Annotated in this window: 8 protein-coding genes; 2 read left to right on the top strand and 6 right to left on the bottom strand. The window is 75.8% G+C overall.

The window, feature by feature from the left end; all coding sequences use genetic code 11:
* The first annotated feature begins 8 nt into the window (after window positions 1-8).
* Window positions 9-1,082, top strand: a complete 1,074-nt coding sequence (locus tag ACZ60B_RS07060) for an Ldh family oxidoreductase (RefSeq protein WP_469384890.1) — start codon at window positions 9-11, stop codon at window positions 1,080-1,082.
* A 129-nt stretch (window positions 1,083-1,211) separates the two neighbouring features.
* Window positions 1,212-1,787, top strand: coding sequence for a hypothetical protein (locus tag ACZ60B_RS07055; protein WP_469384888.1), 576 nt, complete (start codon window positions 1,212-1,214; stop codon window positions 1,785-1,787).
* 103 nt (window positions 1,788-1,890) lie between these two features.
* Here ACZ60B_RS07055 and ACZ60B_RS07050 read toward each other — a convergent pair whose 3' ends face one another.
* The 6 genes from ACZ60B_RS07050 to ACZ60B_RS07025 form a co-directional block, all read right to left on the bottom strand.
* Window positions 1,891-2,928 (bottom strand): class I SAM-dependent methyltransferase, encoded by a 1,038-nt coding sequence (locus ACZ60B_RS07050; RefSeq protein ID WP_469385079.1) that lies wholly within the window; start codon window positions 2,926-2,928, stop codon window positions 1,891-1,893.
* A gap of 83 nt (window positions 2,929-3,011) precedes the next feature.
* Window positions 3,012-4,289: a glycosyltransferase gene (locus ACZ60B_RS07045; protein WP_469384887.1), complete on the bottom strand. Its 1,278-nt coding sequence runs from the start codon at window positions 4,287-4,289 to the stop codon at window positions 3,012-3,014.
* Window positions 4,286-5,107, bottom strand: a complete 822-nt coding sequence (locus tag ACZ60B_RS07040) for an alpha/beta fold hydrolase (protein ID WP_469384885.1) — start codon at window positions 5,105-5,107, stop codon at window positions 4,286-4,288. The genes ACZ60B_RS07045 and ACZ60B_RS07040 overlap by 4 nt, the downstream gene beginning before the upstream one ends.
* Before the next feature lie 3 nt (window positions 5,108-5,110).
* Window positions 5,111-5,443, bottom strand: coding sequence for an acyl carrier protein (locus ACZ60B_RS07035; protein ID WP_469384883.1), 333 nt, complete (start codon window positions 5,441-5,443; stop codon window positions 5,111-5,113).
* Complete coding sequence (locus ACZ60B_RS07030) at window positions 5,440-10,131, bottom strand: type I polyketide synthase (RefSeq protein WP_469384881.1); 4,692 nt, start codon at window positions 10,129-10,131, stop codon at window positions 5,440-5,442. The genes ACZ60B_RS07035 and ACZ60B_RS07030 overlap by 4 nt, the downstream gene beginning before the upstream one ends.
* 62 nt (window positions 10,132-10,193) lie before the next feature.
* Window positions 10,194-17,495 carry an SDR family NAD(P)-dependent oxidoreductase gene (locus tag ACZ60B_RS07025; protein ID WP_469384880.1) on the bottom strand — a complete coding sequence of 2,434 codons (7,302 nt, stop codon included), beginning with the start codon at window positions 17,493-17,495 and terminating at the stop codon, window positions 10,194-10,196.
* Window positions 17,496-17,751: the final 256 nt, after the last annotated feature.

The following is a 17,751-nucleotide window of genomic DNA, read 5'->3' as shown; positions in this document are numbered from 1 at the left end:
CCGCCACCATGTCCGACACCCCGACCACCAAGGCGGCGAAGGTGCGCGTCCCCGCCGACGACCTGCGCGCCTTTTTCGCCGCCCTCCTCGAAAAGGGCGGCCTCGGCCCCGAACACGCCCGTACCACCGCCGACGTGGCGGTCTGGGCGGCGCTGCGCGGAGTCGAGTCCCACGGCATCGCCCGCGTCCCCGCCTACCTCGACCTGCTGGCCAAGGGCGTGGCCAACGCCGACGCGCGGATCAGGATCGAGGCCTCCACCCCGGCCGCCGCCGTCCTGGACGCCGACCGCGCCCCCGGCCCGGTGGCCCTCACCGCGGCCGCGGCGGAGGCGGCCGACCGGGCCAGGACCAACGGTGTGGCCGCCGTCGGCGTCCGCGGCACCGTGCACACCGGGGCGATCGGCTACTACGTCTCGAAGATCGCCGAGCAGGGCCTGGTCGGGATCGGCTTCGTCGCCGGCATGCCGAACATGGGCTACACCGGCGTCAAGGGCGCCGCCGTGGCCACCAGCCCGCTCGCCGTCGCCGTACCCGCCGAGGACCACGCCCCGCTGCTCCTCGACATGGCCACCGCGACCATCGCGCTCGGAAGGATCCGCCAGGCGAAGGCGAACGGCACCCCGCTGCCCGAGGGCGCCGCCGCCACCGCCGACGGCACCCCCACCACCGACCCCGAGCAGGCCGTCATGCCGCTGCCGCTGGGCGGCGCGAAGGGCTCGGGCATGTCCCTCGCCTTCGAACTGCTCACCAGCGTGCTGGTCGGCGCGCCGATCTTCGCCGCCTTCCACTCGGACGACCCGGCCGGCCGCAGGCACCGCCAGAACGCGCTGCTCATCGCGCTCGACCCGGCGGCCTTCGGCGGCACGGACGGCTTCACGGCAGCGGTCGACGACACCCTGAGCACCCTCAAGGGCCTGCCGACGGCCGACGGCGCGGACGGCGTGTACTACCCCGGCGAGCGCAGCGCCGCGGTGGCGGCGGACCGGGCCGCGCGAGGTGTGCCGGTCGCGCCGAAGGTCTGGCGCGACCTCACCGAGCGTGCCGGGCAGTTGGGTGTCGCCCTGCCGGCGACCGCCGAATAGCCGGAGCCGGACGCGGGGTTCAGGCCGGGGCACGGGCAACCGATCGGCGGACATCGGTGGTCTGGACGAGTGGAGAGGCGCCCTCCACCCGTCCGAACGTCGGTCATACCGCAAGGAGTTGTTCATTCCATGACCGGGATCCAGAAGCACGTGGCCGCCGCCGTGGTCGCCGCCGCCCTGATCGGCGGCCCCACGGTGGCGCACGCCGTCTCGCCGGACCGTACGGCGTCCGTATCGGCGGAGCCGGTGGCGTGGAAGGCCGCCGCCACGCCCCGGATCGTCGCCCCGGGAGAGCACGTCGTCGTGCCCGGCACCGCCGAGTTCTGGCTGACCGAGGAGGGCAAGCACTGGACGACGGCCGACGACCCCGACCCGCAGTTCCGCAGCGTGGTCGACGGGAACATCGACCGTAGTCGGCCGGGTGTGTCGATGCAGTCGGAAGGGGCCGGCACCCACTACCTCTTCTCCGGTCTGTACTACGGCGGCAAGGGCACCGCCTCCCGCGTCACGGTGCACACCACCGCCGGGGTCGCGCACGGCAAGCTCCTGGAGCTCCCGGGCAAGCCGGGCTGGGGCGTCTGGTACGCCACCATCGACCTGTCGGCGGTCGGCGACTGGAACAGCTTCGACGTCTCACGCGTCGTCGTGCGCGACACCCACGACAAGGTCTACGCCGAACTGGACATGACGCCGAAGCTCGGCTGAGCGGGTCGGCGGCGGGGGCCGTCCGGGTCCGGCCCCCGTACCGCCCGTCCCGCTTTTCGGGGGTGGGGACGGGCGGTACGGGGGCCGCGCGCCGCCGCCCGGGTCAGTCCCGGCGGGCCACCAGACGGTAGGCGTTGGACAGACCCAGCCGGTGCGACAGCGGGCGGACCGCGAACCGGTCCAGCAGCGTGCCCAGGACGAGCGCCGGGATCCCCGCGACGAGCAGCGCCACCCGTCCGGCCCGGCGCAGCGCGTCCGGCGGCCGCGGCAGCCAGGGCGCGTCCTCGCGCGGGGCGGCGTGGTCCAGCGCCAGCCATACGGCGGCGAGCAGGTCCACCGGGTCGTGCGGCTCGGCGTGCTGCTCCGCCACCACCGTGAACCCCAGGTCCGTCAGCCGACGGCGCAGATTGGCGACCGGCACGAAGTGCAGGTGCTGCGGCTGGAGCCAGGGCAGCCACCAACGGCCCAGGAGCCGGGCGTAACGGCTCTCGGGGTCCGGGACCTCGATCAGCAGATGGCCGCCGGGCCGCACCGCCCGCCACGCGGCCCGCAGTTCCCGCTCGGGGTCGGTGCTGTGCTCCAGATAGTGGAACATGCTCACCACGTCGTACCGGCCGTCGAGTTGCGGTGCCACGTCAGGGAAGGCGCCGCGGTAGCCGTGCGCCACGCGGCCCTCGGCGGCGGCGAGTTCGACGCCGTCGGTGAAGTCCAGCCCGTCGAACTCCGTGCCGGGCAGCACCTCGCGGGCGGTCGCGCAGAAGTGGCCGTGCCCGGTGCCGACGTCGAGCCAGGTCTTCGGGGCGGGGTCGTACGGCAGCATCGACTCGGCGCGGTCCCGGTACATCCCGGTGCGGCCGCCGAAGGTGTCGCCGAGCTTCTTCTCGCCGAGGCCGTCGTAGAAGTCGCGGTAGTAGAACTCCAGCCCCGCCTCGCTCAGCCGGGGGTTCTGGAAGACGTGCCCGCAGGCCTCGCACCGGTCGAGGACGAACCGGCCCGGCTTGTGCTGGAGCAGGTCGGTGGTGCGCAGGCGGGTGGTGAGCCGGCCGGCGCCGCACCAGGGGCAGGTGGTGCGCGGCGGCTCGAAGAAACGCTCCGGGCCCTCGGCCAGCTCGGCCAGGTAGCCGGGGCGCAGCGCGGCCACCCGCTCGGTCCGGTCCGGCTCCTCGGCGGCCGCTCCGTCCGGCTGCCCGGCCTGCTGCGCGGCCGGTTGCTCGGTGTGCTCACTCATCGGCTCTCCCTGGCGAGTTGTTCGAGACGGTCCGCCGCCGCGGGCGCGCCCCCGGCGGCGCGGAAGGCCGTACCGATCCGCTCGGCGGCGGCACGGTGCCCGGGTTCGTGCAGCACGGAGTCGAGCGCGGCGCCCAGCCGCGCTGCGGTCACCCGCCCGAACCTGACCCGGACGCCCGCTCCCGCGTCCACCACCTGCCCGGCCACCACCGGCTGGTCGTCGCGGATGGGCGCCACCACGAGCGGGACCCCGTGCCACAGCGCCTCGCACACGGTGTTGTGACCGGCGTGGCAGACCACGGCGTCCATCCGTTCCAGAAGGGCGAGTTGGGGCACGGAGGGCAGGACCAGCAGATCCTTGTCGGGGCCGTACGGGGTCGGGGTGCCGTCCGCGGCCCGGGTGGTGCCGTACGGGGTCGGGATGCCGTACGAGGTCGGGGTGCCGTCCGGGGGCGGGGCGTGGTCCGCGCCCAGGGTGCCCGCCGGGTCGACGACGACCGCCTGCACCCGGTCGGCCCGTGCGCGCAGGGCCTCCCGGCAGACGGCGAGGAAGCGGCCGCCGGCGTCCGTGTTCGCGGTGCCCAGGGTCACCAGCACCGCGGCCCGGCCGGGGTCGAGCCACTCCCAGGGGAAGGCGGACGGTTCCGGCCGGGCCGTGACGGACGGGCCGACCCAGTGGACCGGGCCGCCCCGCGCGGCCGCCCGCGGACCGGCGAACTCCGCCGTGCTGAACGCCAGCACCAGATACGGCGAGAACCGCGGGTCGGTGTCGCCCGCCGGGTCCCCGACCCGCGCGCGCAGCCCGGCGAGCCGCTCCCCGAGCCACTGGCCGACCTTCGGCAGCCCCGCCAGCGGGTCGGCGAACTCGGCCGAGGTGGTCGCCGAGGTGGCCCACGGCAGCCCTTCCCGCTCGGCGACCAGCGCACCCGCGAAGGCCTGCTGGTCGGCGACGACCACGTCCGGGCCGAACGCCTCGATGGCCGCCCGTACGCCCGGCGCCATCGCCTCGGCCAGCGGCAGCAGGTACCACTCCCACAGGAACCTCAGCGCCTCGGGACCCCGCAGGTCGGGCGGCCGTCGCGCCTCGCCCGCCCCCGGTACCGGCCCGGCGCACGGGAACACCCGGGCCCGGTCGCCCGCGAGGCGTCCCACCAGGGCGGGGTCGGGGCAGGCCCACGCCACCCGGTGACCGCGCGCGAGCAGTCGGTCGGCGACCCCGACGGCCGGGTTGATGTGCCCGACCAACGGCGGTACCACGAACAGGAATCCGCTCACGACGCACCGACCCCCGGCCACTGGGCCGCCGAGGCCCCTTGGATCAGCGCCAGGACGTGGCCGCCCACCGTCCCCGCCGCCTCCACCAGTACCGAGTGCTCGTGCCCCGGCACCACCACGGTCCGGCAGTCCGGCAGCAACGAGCGGAGCCAGGGCGCGAGTTCGGCGAGGTCGGACTCACCCCCGTACACGCCGAGCACCGGACAGCGCACCGCGCCGATCCGCTCCTCCGTCAGGACCCGGCTGGCCGGGATGTCCTTGCCGAGGGTGGTGTCCCGGGCGAGCCGCGCCGCGCCCCGGGCCAGCCGCGCCGTGTTGTGGCCCCGGTGGGCGCTGATCCAGGCGAGCGCGTCGGGCTCGTTGTGCGCCAGCTCGGTCGTCACCCGGTCGAGGATGCCGCCGAGCTTCGACGCCCAGGCGGCGGTGGCCGGTTCGGACTCGATCAGGGACACGCTGGCCACCCGCCCAGGATGGCGGGCCGCGTAGCCGAAGGCGATCGTGCCGCCGTAGGAGTTGCCGACCAGGTGCACCGGCCCGGTCACCGCCAGCCGGTCCAGCAGCGCCTGGAGGTCGTCGATGCCGTGGTCCAGGCCGTAGCCGTCGGGCGGCCGTTCGCTGCGGCCGTGGCCCCGCAGGTCGTACATGACGACGTCGAGGCCGGCCGCCGCGAACGCGGGAGCCACGGTGAAGTAGTAGCTGGCCAGGCTGTCGGTGAGCAGACCGTGGACGAGCACCGCGGTGCCGGTGACCGGACGGCCGTCCCGGGGGCCGAGGCGCTGTACGTGCAACCGGAGTCCGCCGATGTCGACCATCGCCATGCGTCAGCTCGCCTCCGCCGCCTTCAGGCTGCTCACCACGTACTCCACGAGCCGCCCGACGGTGAGCTCGATGATCTCGTCGAACTCCATCCCGGCCAGGAACTCGGCGAAGTTGACCCGTCCGCCGTACCGCTCCTCCAGCAGTCCCGACAGGGTCACCAGGTCGATGCTCTCCAGCTCCAGATCGCGGTTGAAGGTGGTCGTCATGCCGATCTCGACGTCGTCCGGGCCGTACTCGTCCTCGACGAGCCGGGCGAGCAGTCCGGCGATCTCGGCGAGGACCGTCTCCTGTCGCGGCACCGGGTCCGCGTCGGCGGGGCGGGGGGTGGCGTTCATCGGGCGTACTCCTCCTCGTGGGGGATTCCGGTCGGACCGATCGGTCCCGTGGTCCAGGCCACGGCATAGGCCCGCTCGGTCAGTCCGGGCGGGTTCACGGCCGGCGCGCACCGCACCGCGTACGCGCGTTCCAGGCGCCCCGAGACGGCCAGCGCGTCCCCGGCCGGGGACGCCTCCAGCACGACGAAGTCCCTCGGCCGGCCGCCGAAGCCGGTGCCCTCCGCCTTGGCCACCGCCTCCTTCGCGGCCCAGAACCGGGTGAACCACAGCGCCTCGGAGTCCCCGGTGGCCGCGCACAGCCCGTGCAGCAGCCGCAGTTCGTCCGCGCCGAGCACGCTCGCCACCGCCTGCGGGTCGCGGGCGGTGACCTCCTCGATGTCGATGCCCGGCCCGGGAGCGGGCGTGTGCGGCCGTACGATCGCCACGGCCGCCTCCGCGCGATGGGCCAGCGAGACGTCCAGCGGGGGCAGTTCGCGGCCGTGCACCCCGGTGACGTACGGACGGCCCACGTCGTCGTTGTGCACCCGCAGCTCCGCCGGGAACACCGGGCCCTCGCCGTGGTCCCACAGCCACCGCCGTACGGCGTCCTTGACCGCGATCCGGCCCAGCAGCCACTGTCTACGGCCGCGCGGCGCGTGCCTGGCGTACTCCGAACGCTCCGCCCCGCCGAGCGAGTTGCGCATGATCAGGTCGCGTGACGCCAGGTCCGGCCACCGCTCGTGCACCAGCGACCAGCCGCCCGGACGCATCTCGGACAGGGTGTTGCGCTCCGGGAAGCGCTCCACCGGCCGGGTGTGCGGGTCGTTGTCGAACCGGCGGTCCTGCCAGCCGCGCAGCTCCGCCCACACCACACCGGCCACCGACAGCTGTACGTCGGCCTCCAGCACGGTGTCGGTGAGCGAGGTGACCCGCACCAGACATGCCACCCGCGTCCCCGGGGCCGGATGCGGGCCGTGGAAGCGCATCTCCCGCATCCCGACCGGGAACACGACCGTCCGCTCGGCGCGGGTCGCCATGATCCAGTAGCCGAGGAGCTGGCCGACGTTGTCCAGCAGGGCGCCGGGCGCGGCCGGGGTGGTGATGACCCCGCGGATGTGCCGCTCGCCGAGCGCGGAGAGCTCGGTCACCCCCTGGAACGCCGGACCGTGGAACATCCAGCGCTCGCCGTACAGTTGGGCGGCCGTGTGGCCGGGCGCGCGCTCGCCCGCGGGGTCGGTCCGCCAGCGGGCGGGCGGCGGGGCCGGATAGCCGTCGGCGAGCTCCACGGTGGCGCGGGCCCGGGGGCCGAAGGACAGCGCGAGCCGGTCCGGTGCCACCGGCTCCGCGGTGACCTGGACGTCGACGGCGGGGGTGGCCGTGAGCCACTCCTCGAACCGGGCGCCGTGCACCGCGACCGGCACCCTGCCCGGCGCCGCCTGCCGGGCCGCGTCCATCAGGTGCTGCACGATCGTGGTCGCCGGGACCACCGGCCAGCGGTCGGCCACGTCCGGCCAGCCGGGCCGCTGGGGGAAGAAGCAGTGGTCGAGCAGGTACGGCATGGTCTCCGGCGAGACGCGGACGACCGACGTCCGTACGCCGGTGCTCGTCTTGGGCAGGCCGCCGCCGCCCGGGGTCCACGTCCCGGTGACGGACACGGGGGCCGAGGCGGAGGCGGGGCCGGGCCCGGCGGCGGAGGCCGGGGGAGCGGGTGGGCCGGTCGGTCGGGAGCGGGGAGCTGGCCGCGCGGTGATCAGCGCGGCAGCCGTGTCCGCGGTGTCGCGCAGCAGGGCGTCCAGCTCGGCGGCGACGGGGAATCGATCGGTGAGCGCGCCCAGCACGGACCGGGTGGCGGAGGCGGGGGCCGCCGGTGACGCCCGTAACTCGGCGCGCAGGCCGGCCAGTTCCGGTCCTTCGAGCGAGACCAGCGCCCCGCCGAGGTCGAGCCGCACGGGCGGCCGCGACGGCAGCGGGCCGACGGAGGATCCCGGCCCGGTTGCGACGGAGGATCCAGCCCCGGTTTCGGTGGTGGATCCCGGCCCGGTCGCGGTGGTGGATCCCGGCCCGGTCGCGGTGACGGTGCCCGTACGGGTTCCGGGCGGCAGGGCGGGGGACACGGCCGTCCCCGCCGTCCACAGCGCGGCCGCCACCCGGCGCAACTGGGCGAGGCCCGTGCGGTGCGGGGAGTTGGCGGCCACGGCCAGATGGTCGCGGCCGCCCAGGGTGTCGTCCACGAGCGACGCGAGCTGCCCGGGGCCCACCTGGACGAACGTCCGGTGCCCCGCCGCGTACAGGGCCTCGACCAACTGCCGGAAGCGCACGGGCTCCAGCAGATGCCGGACGAACAACTCCCTTACCTCCGACTCCCGCTCGGGGAACGGCGCCGCGGTCGTCCCCGACCACACCGGGACGGTCGCCGGATGCAGCCGGAAGCGCCGCGCCGCCCGTCTGATCGGCCCGAGGTACGGCGCCAGCATCGGCGTGTGGAAGCCGGACCGGAACGGCAGCACCCGGCCGAGCACCCCGCGCGCCCGGAACGACCGTACGAACGCCTCGACCGCCGCGTCCGGTCCGCACACCATCGACTGGCCCGGCGCGTTGTCGTGGGAGAGCACCAGACCGGCGCCCGCCCATTCCCGCTCCAGGGCGGCCAGCACCCGCTCCGCGGGCGCGCCGACGGCGCCGAAGGCCAGCCCCGGCACCGTCACCGAGTCCGGGTCGAAGTCCGCCATGAAGGCGTCGACCTCGTCCCCGGAGTACAGCCCGGCCACCGTCATCGCCGTCCACTCGCCGACGCTGTGCCCGGCGACCGCGTCCGGGACCACGCCCGTGCGACGCAGCGCGGCGTCCAGGAGGCGTCCTACGGCGACCACGCCGAGACCGTGCAGGCCCACGTCGCCGACGCGATCGCCGCCGGACACCGTGCCGGGCAGCCCGAAGTGCGCGGCCACGTCGTCGACGCGCGGGGTGAACTCGCCCTCCAGGCCGGGGAAGACGAAGGCGAGTCTGCCGTGGCCGGGGCCGAGCAGCGGACCGGGCCGGAACCAGACGTCGCCCCGGCCGTGCCAGGGGCGGCCCCGGCCGACCGCCCGGCGGGCCACGGCCAGCCGCTTCGCGGTCGGGTCGACGACGCCGAGCCGGGCCGGGCCCGCGGTCGGATGCGGCAGCGTGGGGTCGAGGCCGGCCGCGCGTACCGAGTCGTCGTCGGTGTCCAGGAGGGCGGCGAGCCGTTCGGGACCGTCGGCGGCGAGCAGCAGGACCCGCTCGGGCTCGGCCACCCGCACCACCGCGTGCGCGGCCTTCGGCGCGTGCGCCGTCGCGGCGGGCGCCGGTTCCTCCTCCAGCACGACGTGCGCGTTGATCCCGCCGAAGCCGAAGGCGTTCACGGCGGCCCGTCGCACCGGCCCGCCGGGCGGGCTCTCCCAGGGGACGGCCTCCTCCAGCGTACGGAAGCGGGTCGCGGCCAGCGCCGGATGCGGGTCGTCGCAGTGCAGGGTCGGCAGCAGCGTCGCGTGGTGCACCGCGAGGGCGGCCTTGACCAGCCCGGCCACCCCGGCGGCCGGCATGGTGTGCCCGATCATCGACTTCACCGAGCCGATCACCGCGCGGTCCGCCCCGGATCCCTCGGCCGGGCCGAACACCGCCGCGAGCGTGGCCAGTTCGGCTCGGTCGCCGGCCGGGGTCGCGGTGCCGTGCGCCTCCAGCAGCCCGACCGAGCCGGGCGCGGCAGGGTCGAGTCCGGCGACCCGCCACGCCTGCCGCACGGCGCTCGCCTGACCTTCCGGATCGGGGTTGACCAGGCCCCCGGTCCGGCCGTCGCTCGCCACCCCGGTGCCCCGGATCACCGCGTAGACCCGGTCGCCGTCGCGCCGGGCGTCGGCCAGCCGCTTCAGTACGACGACACCGGTGCCCTCGCCGACGAGGATGCCGTCGGCGTCCCGGTGGAACGGGCGGATGCGCTCGCTGGGGGAGAGGGCGCGCAGTTGGGAGAAGACGCTCCACAGCGTGATGTCGTGGCAGTGGTGGACCCCTCCGGCGAGCATCAGGTCGCAGCGGCCCGAGGCGAGTTCGCCCACCGCCTGGTCGACCGCGACCAGCGAGGAGGCGCAGGCGGCGTCCACGGTGTAGGCGGGGCCGCGCAGGTCGAGCCGGTTGGCCACCCGGGAGGCGGCCAGGTTGGGCACCAGACCGATCGCCGACTCCGGGCTGTCGGGCCCGAGCCGGTCGGTGAAGGCCGTGCGCACACGCTCCAGCTGAGCGTCCGTCAGGTCGGGCAGCAGTTCGCCCAGAGTGCGCACCAACTGGCCTGCCGTGCGCACCCGTTGGTCGAGCCGGACCAGTCCGGGGGTGAGGTAGCCGCCCCGGCCGAGGACGACGCCGACCCGCCGCCGGTCGGGCAGCCGGTCCGCGCCGCCCGCGTCCGCGAGGGCGGCGGCGGCCACGTGCAGCGCGATGAGCTGGTCGGGCTCGGTGCCGGCCACCGAGTTCGGCATGATCCCGAACCGGGTCACCTCCACCTCGGCCGACGCGTCCACGAACCCGCCCCTGCGGCAGTACACCTGGTCGGCGACGGCCGGTGCGGAGGCGGTGCCGGGACGGTAGTACCCGGCGTCCCACCGGTCCCGCGGCACCTCGCCGATCGCGTCTACCCCGTCCCGCAGGTTGCGCCAGTACGCCTCGAGGTCCCGGGCGCCGGGCAGCAGCACCGCCATGCCGACGATGGCGACTGCCGGACCCTGGGCGGGACCTTCCGCGGGACCCGTCACCTGGGCCCTCACCAGCCCGAGGCGGTGTAGACGACGGCGGTGGCCGACGGGTCGCCCCAGGCGAGCTCACGCAGCAGGGCCGCGGTGCCCTCCTCGGGGTCGATCAGACGGATGCCCCGACGGCCGTAGGCGCGGGCCAGCTCCGGTCCCACCATGCCGCCGTGCCGGTCGGCGGGCGCCCACGGTCCCCAGTGCACCGTCAGCGCCCGGTGCCCGGTGCGGGCGGCCCAGGCCGCGCCGAGCGTCTGGAGCGCGTCGTTGGCGGCCGCGTAGTCCGCCTGGCCCCGGTTGCCCAGGACGCCGGAGACACTGCCGAACAGCACACTGAACGCGGGCCCGTCGGGCAGCTCCTCCAGCGCGGTGAGCAGGGCGTCGGCGCCGGTCGCCTTGGTGCCGTAGACCCGCTGGAAGGACTCGGCGGTCTTCTCGGCGATCACCCGGTCCTCGATCACCCCGGCCGCGTACACGACGCCGTCGAGACGGCCGTGCTCGGCGTGGATCTCCTTCACCGTCTGGAGCACCGCCTCGGGCTCCCGGAAGTCGACGCAGCGGTAGCGGACCCGGCTGCCGAGCGTCGTGAGCTCCGTCAGTGTCGCGGTGATCTCCCGTTGGGCGAGCAGGAGTTCGGCGGTCCGGTTGATCGCGGCCGGTGTCGCCCCGCCGCGGGCGGCGAGCGCCGCGCGCAGGGCGGCCGGGGTGCGGGCGGCAGCCGTGTCCGGGTCCTCCGGGCCGTCCGGCGCGGGCGTCCTGCCGAGCAGTTCGAGCCGGCACCCGGCCGCCGCGGCGAGGGCCGCGGCGCACTGGGCGGTGATGCCGCGGGCCCCGCCGGCCAGCAGGACCACCGCGTCCCGGTCCAGACCGAGCGCGGCGGCCTCGGCCGCCCCCGCACCAGCCGGCCCGGCGCCGGTGCTGCCGAGAATGCCCAGCGGTGCCTCGGCGAGCTCCAGACCGAACCGGCCCTCCGGGCGGCGCAGCACGACCGGGGGGCGGCCGGGCGCGCACACCTCGTCGACCAGCGCGTCCGCGAGCAACAGCGCCTCCGCGACGGTCGGCGTGCCGGTGCCGGTCGTCGGGTTCGTGGCGACCGGTGAGTTCTTGACGGTCGTCGGGTCCGTGGCGACCGGTGAGTTCTTGACGGTCGTCGGGTCCGTGGCGACCGGTGAGTTCTTGACGGTCGTCGGGTCCGTGGCGGCGGATGCCGTCGCCACCTCCACCGTCCGCGCGACCGTGAGCGGATACTCGCGCGCCACGGTGCGGAAGAAGCCGCGCAGCCCCGCCGCCACCGTGTCCGGCGCGTCCCCGTGGGCGGGCCGCAGGGCCAGCAGCCGGTGCGGTCCCCGGGCCAGGGCGGCCTTCAGGACCGGGAAGGCGTCCGGCAGCACCGGAGTGTCACCCGTCACGAGATACACGACCCCGTCCACCCGGCCGTCGTCCTGTGTGAGCAGATGGTCCCGGTCGCGTACGACGACGTCGGCGCCGTGCGTGGCGAGCCGGGCGCCGATCTCGGGAGCGTCGCCGAGGACGACCCACCGGGTCCCGGACAGTTCGGCCGTCGGATCCGCCGCACCGCCTTCCGGCCCGAGGGGCACCGTCCGCAGCAGATACCGCTTGGGCGCCTCGCCGCTCACCGCCGCGTTGTGTACATCCGCGTCGTGCACCTCGACTGTCTCGGTCGCCTCGACTGCCTCAGCCGCCTTGGTCGCCTCGGTCGCTTCAGTCGCCTCGACCGCCTCGACCGCCCCGGCGGGCCCGGAGAGCCGTGCGGTCAGCCAGTCGGTCACCGCGGCGGCCGTCCGTGCCTTCGCCAGTTCCTCCAGCTCGGCGTCGTCGAGACCGGCGAGGTCCGCGCCGTTCCCGGCGCCCAGGCGCCGGGCCAGTTCACCGGCGATCTCGGCCCGCTTGATGGAGTCGACGCTGAGGTCGGCCTCCAGGTCGAGATCGGGCTCGATCATGTCGAGGGGATAGCCGGTGCGCTCGCTGATGATCTCCAGGACCAACTGCCGGACGTCGGGCCCGGCGACCGCCGGGGGCTCGGTGACCGGCGGTGGCTGGGGCGAAGGCACCGACACACGCGGCGGCTCCACCAGCGGCGCGGCGGCCTGCGGGGGTGACGGGAGGCCGGGAGCGGGCGGCGCGGCGATCCGCTCCCCGGCCGCCGCTCCGAGATAGGTCATCAGCACATCGCGCTGGGCGGCGATCATCTCGCGGCTGGTGCGCAGGAATTCGGCGATCAGCGCGTCCTGGGCGTCCTGACGGTCCTGACCGTGGTGGCCGTCCCGGTCGGACGGGACCGCGTGCGGGGGGTTCGTCGGCACAGTCGTCTCCACGACTCGTCGGGCCGGTGCCAGCGCACCGGGAAGGAGGTCTCCGGCGGCGGTGCGCACCAACTGTCCGTCGACCGTCCAGCCGGGGCGCCTCGGCACCGGCGTACGCACCGCGTCGACGGCGTCGCGGCCGCGCAGCAGCGGTCCGGTGCGCACCGGCAGCCCCGCGACGGCCAGTCGGGCCAGGGCGTCCAGCCAGCCGCGCAGTCCGGTGTCCGGGTGCGGTTCGCAGGCCACCGTGCGGTGCGGCCGGTCGCCGAGGATCTGTCCGACCAGCCGGGTCAGCACGGAGCCGGGACCGGCCTCGACGAAGATCCGCGCCCCCGCCTCGTACATCGCCTCGATCTGTTCGACGAACCCGACCGGGGCGCCGATCTGCGCGGCGAGTTCGGCCCGTACCGCGTCCGGGTCGGCGGCGTACGGCCGCGCGGTGCGGTTGGACCAGACCGGGAACTCCGGCGCGCGCACCGGCCGGGCCGCGAGCGCCGCCGCGAACCGCTCGCCGGCCGCGGCGACCAGGGGACTGTGGAAGGCGCAGGCCACCGGGATGCGCTGGGCGCCGTACCCCGCCTCGCGCAGCAGCCGTACGGCGTCCGTGACGTCGTCGGCCGGGCCGGAGATCACCGTCTGCCGGGGCGCGTTGCGGTTGGCGACGACCACCGTGGCCGGGGCCCCCGCCGCCCGCAGGGCCTCGGTGACCTCGGCGGCACCGGCCGTGACCGCGGCCATGGTGCCCGGGTCCGCTCCGTGGTCCGCCCCGGCGGCCGCGAGGATCACCGCCGCCCGTTCGCGGCTGAGCGCGAGCAGCGTCTCGGGGTCGAGGGCGCCGGCCGCGCTCAGGGCGACCAGTTCGCCGTAACTGTGTCCGGCGGCCATGTCCGGCCGCACCCCGGCCGTGGTGAGCAGGGCGTGGGCGGCGAGGCCGGTGATGCCGAGGGCGGGCTGTGCGGCCCGGGTGTCGGTGAGCGCCGCCCGCTGCCGGTCGTGTGCGCCGTCGTCGAAGGCGGCGGGCGGGTACAGCGGGCCCGCCTGGTCGGCGCCGAGTTCGAGGTAGTGGCGCAGCTCGGGGAACGCCACGAACAGGTCGGCGAGCATGCCGGGGCGCTGGCTGCCCTGGCCGGGGAAGAGAAAGGCGACCTTGCCCTCGGCCGGGTCCTGGGCGGGACGGGCGGCGGGAGGGTCGGCGAGGTGGACGCCGTGCGCCGGATCGTGCTCCCCGGCCAGCGCCTGCCGCAGCCGCCCGACCAGTTCGTCCACGTCCGCGGCCACGACCGCCACCCGCGCCGGATCCGGGCAGACGTCGGCCCGCCGGGCCGCGCTCAGCGCCAGGTCGCGCAGCCGCCACGGCCGGCCCTCGGTCTCGGCGGCCCCGAGCAGCTCCTCGACGGCCCGGTGCGCCGCCGCGGTGTCCCGGCCCCGGAACACGAAGAGCTCGGCCGGCCAGACGTCCAGCGCCTGCGCCGGTGCCGTGCCGTCCGCGTACGCGCCGAGCACCACGTGGAAGTTGGTCCCGCCGAACCCGAACGCGCTGACACCGGCCAGCCGTTGTCGTGCCGGGGCCGCCCAGGGCCGGGCCCGGGTGTGGAAGACGAACGGGCTGCTGTCCGCGTCCCAGGCCGCGTTGGGGTGTTCCAGGTGCAGGGTGGGCGGCCGGACCCCGGTGTACAGCGCCAGCACGGTCTTGATCAGCCCGGCCAGCCCGGCGGCGCACTTGGTGTGCCCGATCTGCGACTTGACCGAACCGAGCACACAGCTGCCCGACTTGGCCCCCGCCTCGCCGAACACCTCGCCGAGTACGGTCAGTTCGGTGCGGTCGCCGACCACGGTCCCGGTGCCGTGCGCCTCGACGAGCCCGACGTCGGCCGGTGAGACCCCCGCGTTGCGGTAGGCCCGCACCAGTGCCGAGCGCTGACCCTCGGGGCGGGGCGCGGTCAGGCCCAGCGACCGGCCGTCGCTGGAACTGCCCAGGCCCTTGATCACCCCGTAGATCCGGTCGCCGTCCCGCTCGGCGTCCGCGAGCCGCTTCAGTACGACGCAGGCGACACCCTCGCCGAGCGCGATGCCGTCCGCCGAGCCGTCGAAGGAGCGGGAGCGGCCGGTGGGGGAGAGCGCGTGCACCGACGCGAACAGGGCGTAGTCGTTGATGCCGTTGTGCAGGTCGGCGCCGCCGCACAGCACCACGTCGCTGGTGCCGCCGACGAGTTCCTTGCACGCGACGTCCACCGCGGCCAGCGAGGAGGCGCAGGCGGCGTCGACGGTGAAGTTGGCGCCGCCGAGGTCCAGCCGGTTGGCGATCCGCCCGGAGATCACGTTGGCGAGCATGCCCGGGAAGGAGTCCTCGGTCAGCCGGGGCAACTGGCCGTCCAGGCCCTCGGGGACGCGCCCGTGGTACGACGGGAGCACGGCGCGCAGCGTGGCCGCGTTGGACAGGTCGCTGCCCGCTTCCGCGCCGAACACCACCGAGGTGCGGGAGCGGTCGAACTCCCGTCCCCCGTCGCCGTATCCGGCGTCCTCCAGGGCGCGCCGGGCGGCCTCCAGGGAGAGCAGCTGGACCGGCTCGATGCTGCCGAGGGAGGCCGGCGGGATGCCGTAGCGCAGCGGGTCGAAGGGGATGCGGGGCAGGAAGCCGCCCCACTTGGAGGGGGTGGCGCCACCGACGGAGGCGGTGCCGTCGGTGCCCGGCGCGTCGTAGTGCACGGCCGGGTCCCAGCGCTCGGGCGGCACCTCGCCGACCGCGTCCCGGCCGCCGACCACGTTCGCCCAGAAGGTGGGCAGGTCGGGCGCCTCGGGGAACATGCAGGCCATCCCGACCACCGCGACGTCCAGCGGCGCGGGCAGCACCGGCTCCCGGGACCCGGAGCCGCCCGGGCGGGCGTCGAGCCGGTCGCGCAGCCGTGCCGTCCGCTCCGCCAGGAACCCGGCGGCCCCGGTGGTCACCGCCCGGTGCAGCGCCGCGACCGTGGTGGTGGCCGAGCGCAGCACGGCCACCTGCCCGGCCATGAACATGCCGTCGGTGAGCTGACGTTCCTCGCCGACCGGCCCGAGCGCCCCGCCGTCGTCACGGTCGACGCCCTTGCTCGCCAGGCGCAGCCGCCCGATGTTGAGCCGTTCCAGCTCCTCCCAGACCCGCCGGTCGGGCACGCCCGCGGACCGCAGCCGCCCCTCGTGCTCGCGGTATCCGGCGGTGAAGGGGCTCGGCACGCAGCGGGTGGCGTGGCCGGGCGCGGTCTCGAGCAGGGTGGTCCGCTCGGCGGCCCTCACCCGGCGCTGGAAGAGCGGCTGGATCGCGCCGAGCGCGACCGCCTCCTCGGTGAACAGGTAGGCGGTGCCCATGAGGACCCCGACGGCGACCCCGCGCGCGGTCAGCGGGGCCGCGAGGGCGGCGACCATCGCCGCCGAGCGCTCGTCGTGCACACCGCCCGCGAAGAACACCTCCAGCGTCTCGGCCGCGCTGTCGCCGTTCCCGCCACGCCCGTCCCGGCCGTCATGCCCGCCGTCGCCGCCACGCCCGCTGTTCCCGCCGTTCCCGTCGTTGCGGCCACGTCCGCTGTTCCTGCCGTTGCCGTCGTTGCCGTCGGCCGCGTCCAGGAAGTCCTCCAGTACCGCGAGCTGCGCCTCCCAGAGCGGGAAGCTGCCGCGCGGACCGACGTGCCCGCCGCACTCGGAGCCCTCGAACACGAACCGGCGGGCCCCGGCCTCCAGGAACTGCCGCAGCAGCCCCGGCGAGGGCGCGTGCAGAAAGGTACGGATCCCGTCGCGCTCCAGCGCCCGCGCCTGGGACGGGCGCCCGCCCGCGATGACGGCGTGCGTCGGCCGCAGCTCCCGTACCGCTTCCAGCTGGGCGGTCCGTACCTCCTCCGGCGCGAAGCCGAGGACGCCGACACCCCAGGGCCGCCCGGCGACGGCGGCCCGGGTCTCGGTCAGCATCGCCCGGGTGCGCTCGCCGTCCGCCAGCGCCAGGGCGAGAAACGGCAGCGCGCCGTCCGCGGCGACCGCGGCCGCGAACTCGGCCCGGTCGCTGACCCGGGTCATCGGCCCCTGCGCGACGGGCAGCCGGGTGCCGAGCGCCCGGCTCATCGGGGAGCCCGCGCCCAGCGCCCCGGCCGCCACGTCGTCGTCCACGGCCTCGCGCACCGCGTCGGTCAGCGCGCGCACGGTCCGGCGCACATCACCGAAGCGGCGCGCGAACCGGGCCGCGAGGAAGCCGTCCTGACCCACCGGCAGCAACCGGGTGCGCGGATCCCGCGCGCCCAGTGCCGCGGCCACCGCCGCGGGGTCGGTGCCGGTGACGCGCGGCGCGTCCGGGCCGCGGTGCGGCAGCATGCGATGACCGGCCAGTACGACCGTCTCCGAACCGTCCAGGGACCGCAGCCGCGCGGCGGCCGCCTCCGGCAGCGACGACTCCGCCAGCAGCGCCAGCTGGTCGTCCAGGACGACCCCGGCCGCCCCGCCGGCCATCGCGGCGGCCGCCGTCCTGGGGCCGATCCCGCCACAGGCCCAGACCGGGAGCGATATGCCGGGCGCGGCGAGCAGCTGCTGGAGCAGGACGAAGACGCTCAGTTCACCGACCCGCCCGCCGCACTCGCTGCCGCGGGCGATCAGCCCGTACGCTCCGGCGCGGACCGCGGCGCGTGCCTCGTCGAGGCCCGTGACCTCCACCAGCACACGGTGGCCGGCCGTCAGGTCCTCGGCCCGCCACGGCGCGTTCGCCGCGAGCACCACCGTGTCCGGCCGGCCCGCGCCACCGGTCCCCGGCGCGAGGTCGGCGGGGTCCAGCCGGCAGCGGGCGTCGACCCGGACCCCGAACGGGCCCGGCGCCAGTCGGCGCAGGCGTCCCAGGGCGTCACGGGATCTTCGGTCCCCGTCGCCCAGGTCGAGCACGCCGAGCCCGCCGGCCCGGCACACCGCCGCCGCGAGCCCGGCGTCGGGTTCACCGAACGGGGTGATGCCGATGATCATGTCCTCGGAACGCACGGCAGACGTCATGATTCTCCGAATCAGGCTGAGACTGCGTGGTGGGGGGTGCGGTACGACAACGATGGCGGCGCGTCGGATTCCGGCCGGACCCGAGGCGACCCGGGAACACCGAATAGGGAGAGCCTGCTCGAAACGCGTTGAAAGGTAGCCCCGTTATTACTGACTGGTCAACGTTGAACCAGCGGGGCAGTATGCGGGCGCATTGATTCGGTCAGTCGCGGACAGCGGAAGGGACGTCGGAAATCGGAGCAATTCCTTGCTGGTG

It is taken from the genome of Streptomyces sp. NPDC104096 (assembly GCF_055584385.1).
Note: the sequence above shows the minus strand (reverse complement) of the source record. Positions and strands in the feature narration are given on the sequence as shown.

Bases quoted from the DNA above. Each gene is read 5' to 3' on its own strand.
- ACZ60B_RS07035 (WP_469384883.1), bottom strand. From the start codon at position 5,443: ATGAACGCCACCCCCCGCCCCGCCGACGCGGACCCGGTGCCGCGACAG.
- ACZ60B_RS07060 (WP_469384890.1), top strand. From the start codon at position 9: ATGTCCGACACCCCGACCACCAAGGCGGCGAAGGTGCGCGTCCCCGCC.
- ACZ60B_RS07025 (WP_469384880.1), bottom strand. From the start codon at position 17,495: ATGACGTCTGCCGTGCGTTCCGAGGACATGATCATCGGCATCACCCCG.
- ACZ60B_RS07030 (WP_469384881.1), bottom strand. From the start codon at position 10,131: ATGGCGGTGCTGCTGCCCGGCGCCCGGGACCTCGAGGCGTACTGGCGC.
- ACZ60B_RS07055 (WP_469384888.1), top strand. From the start codon at position 1,212: ATGACCGGGATCCAGAAGCACGTGGCCGCCGCCGTGGTCGCCGCCGCC.
- ACZ60B_RS07040 (WP_469384885.1), bottom strand. From the start codon at position 5,107: ATGGCGATGGTCGACATCGGCGGACTCCGGTTGCACGTACAGCGCCTC.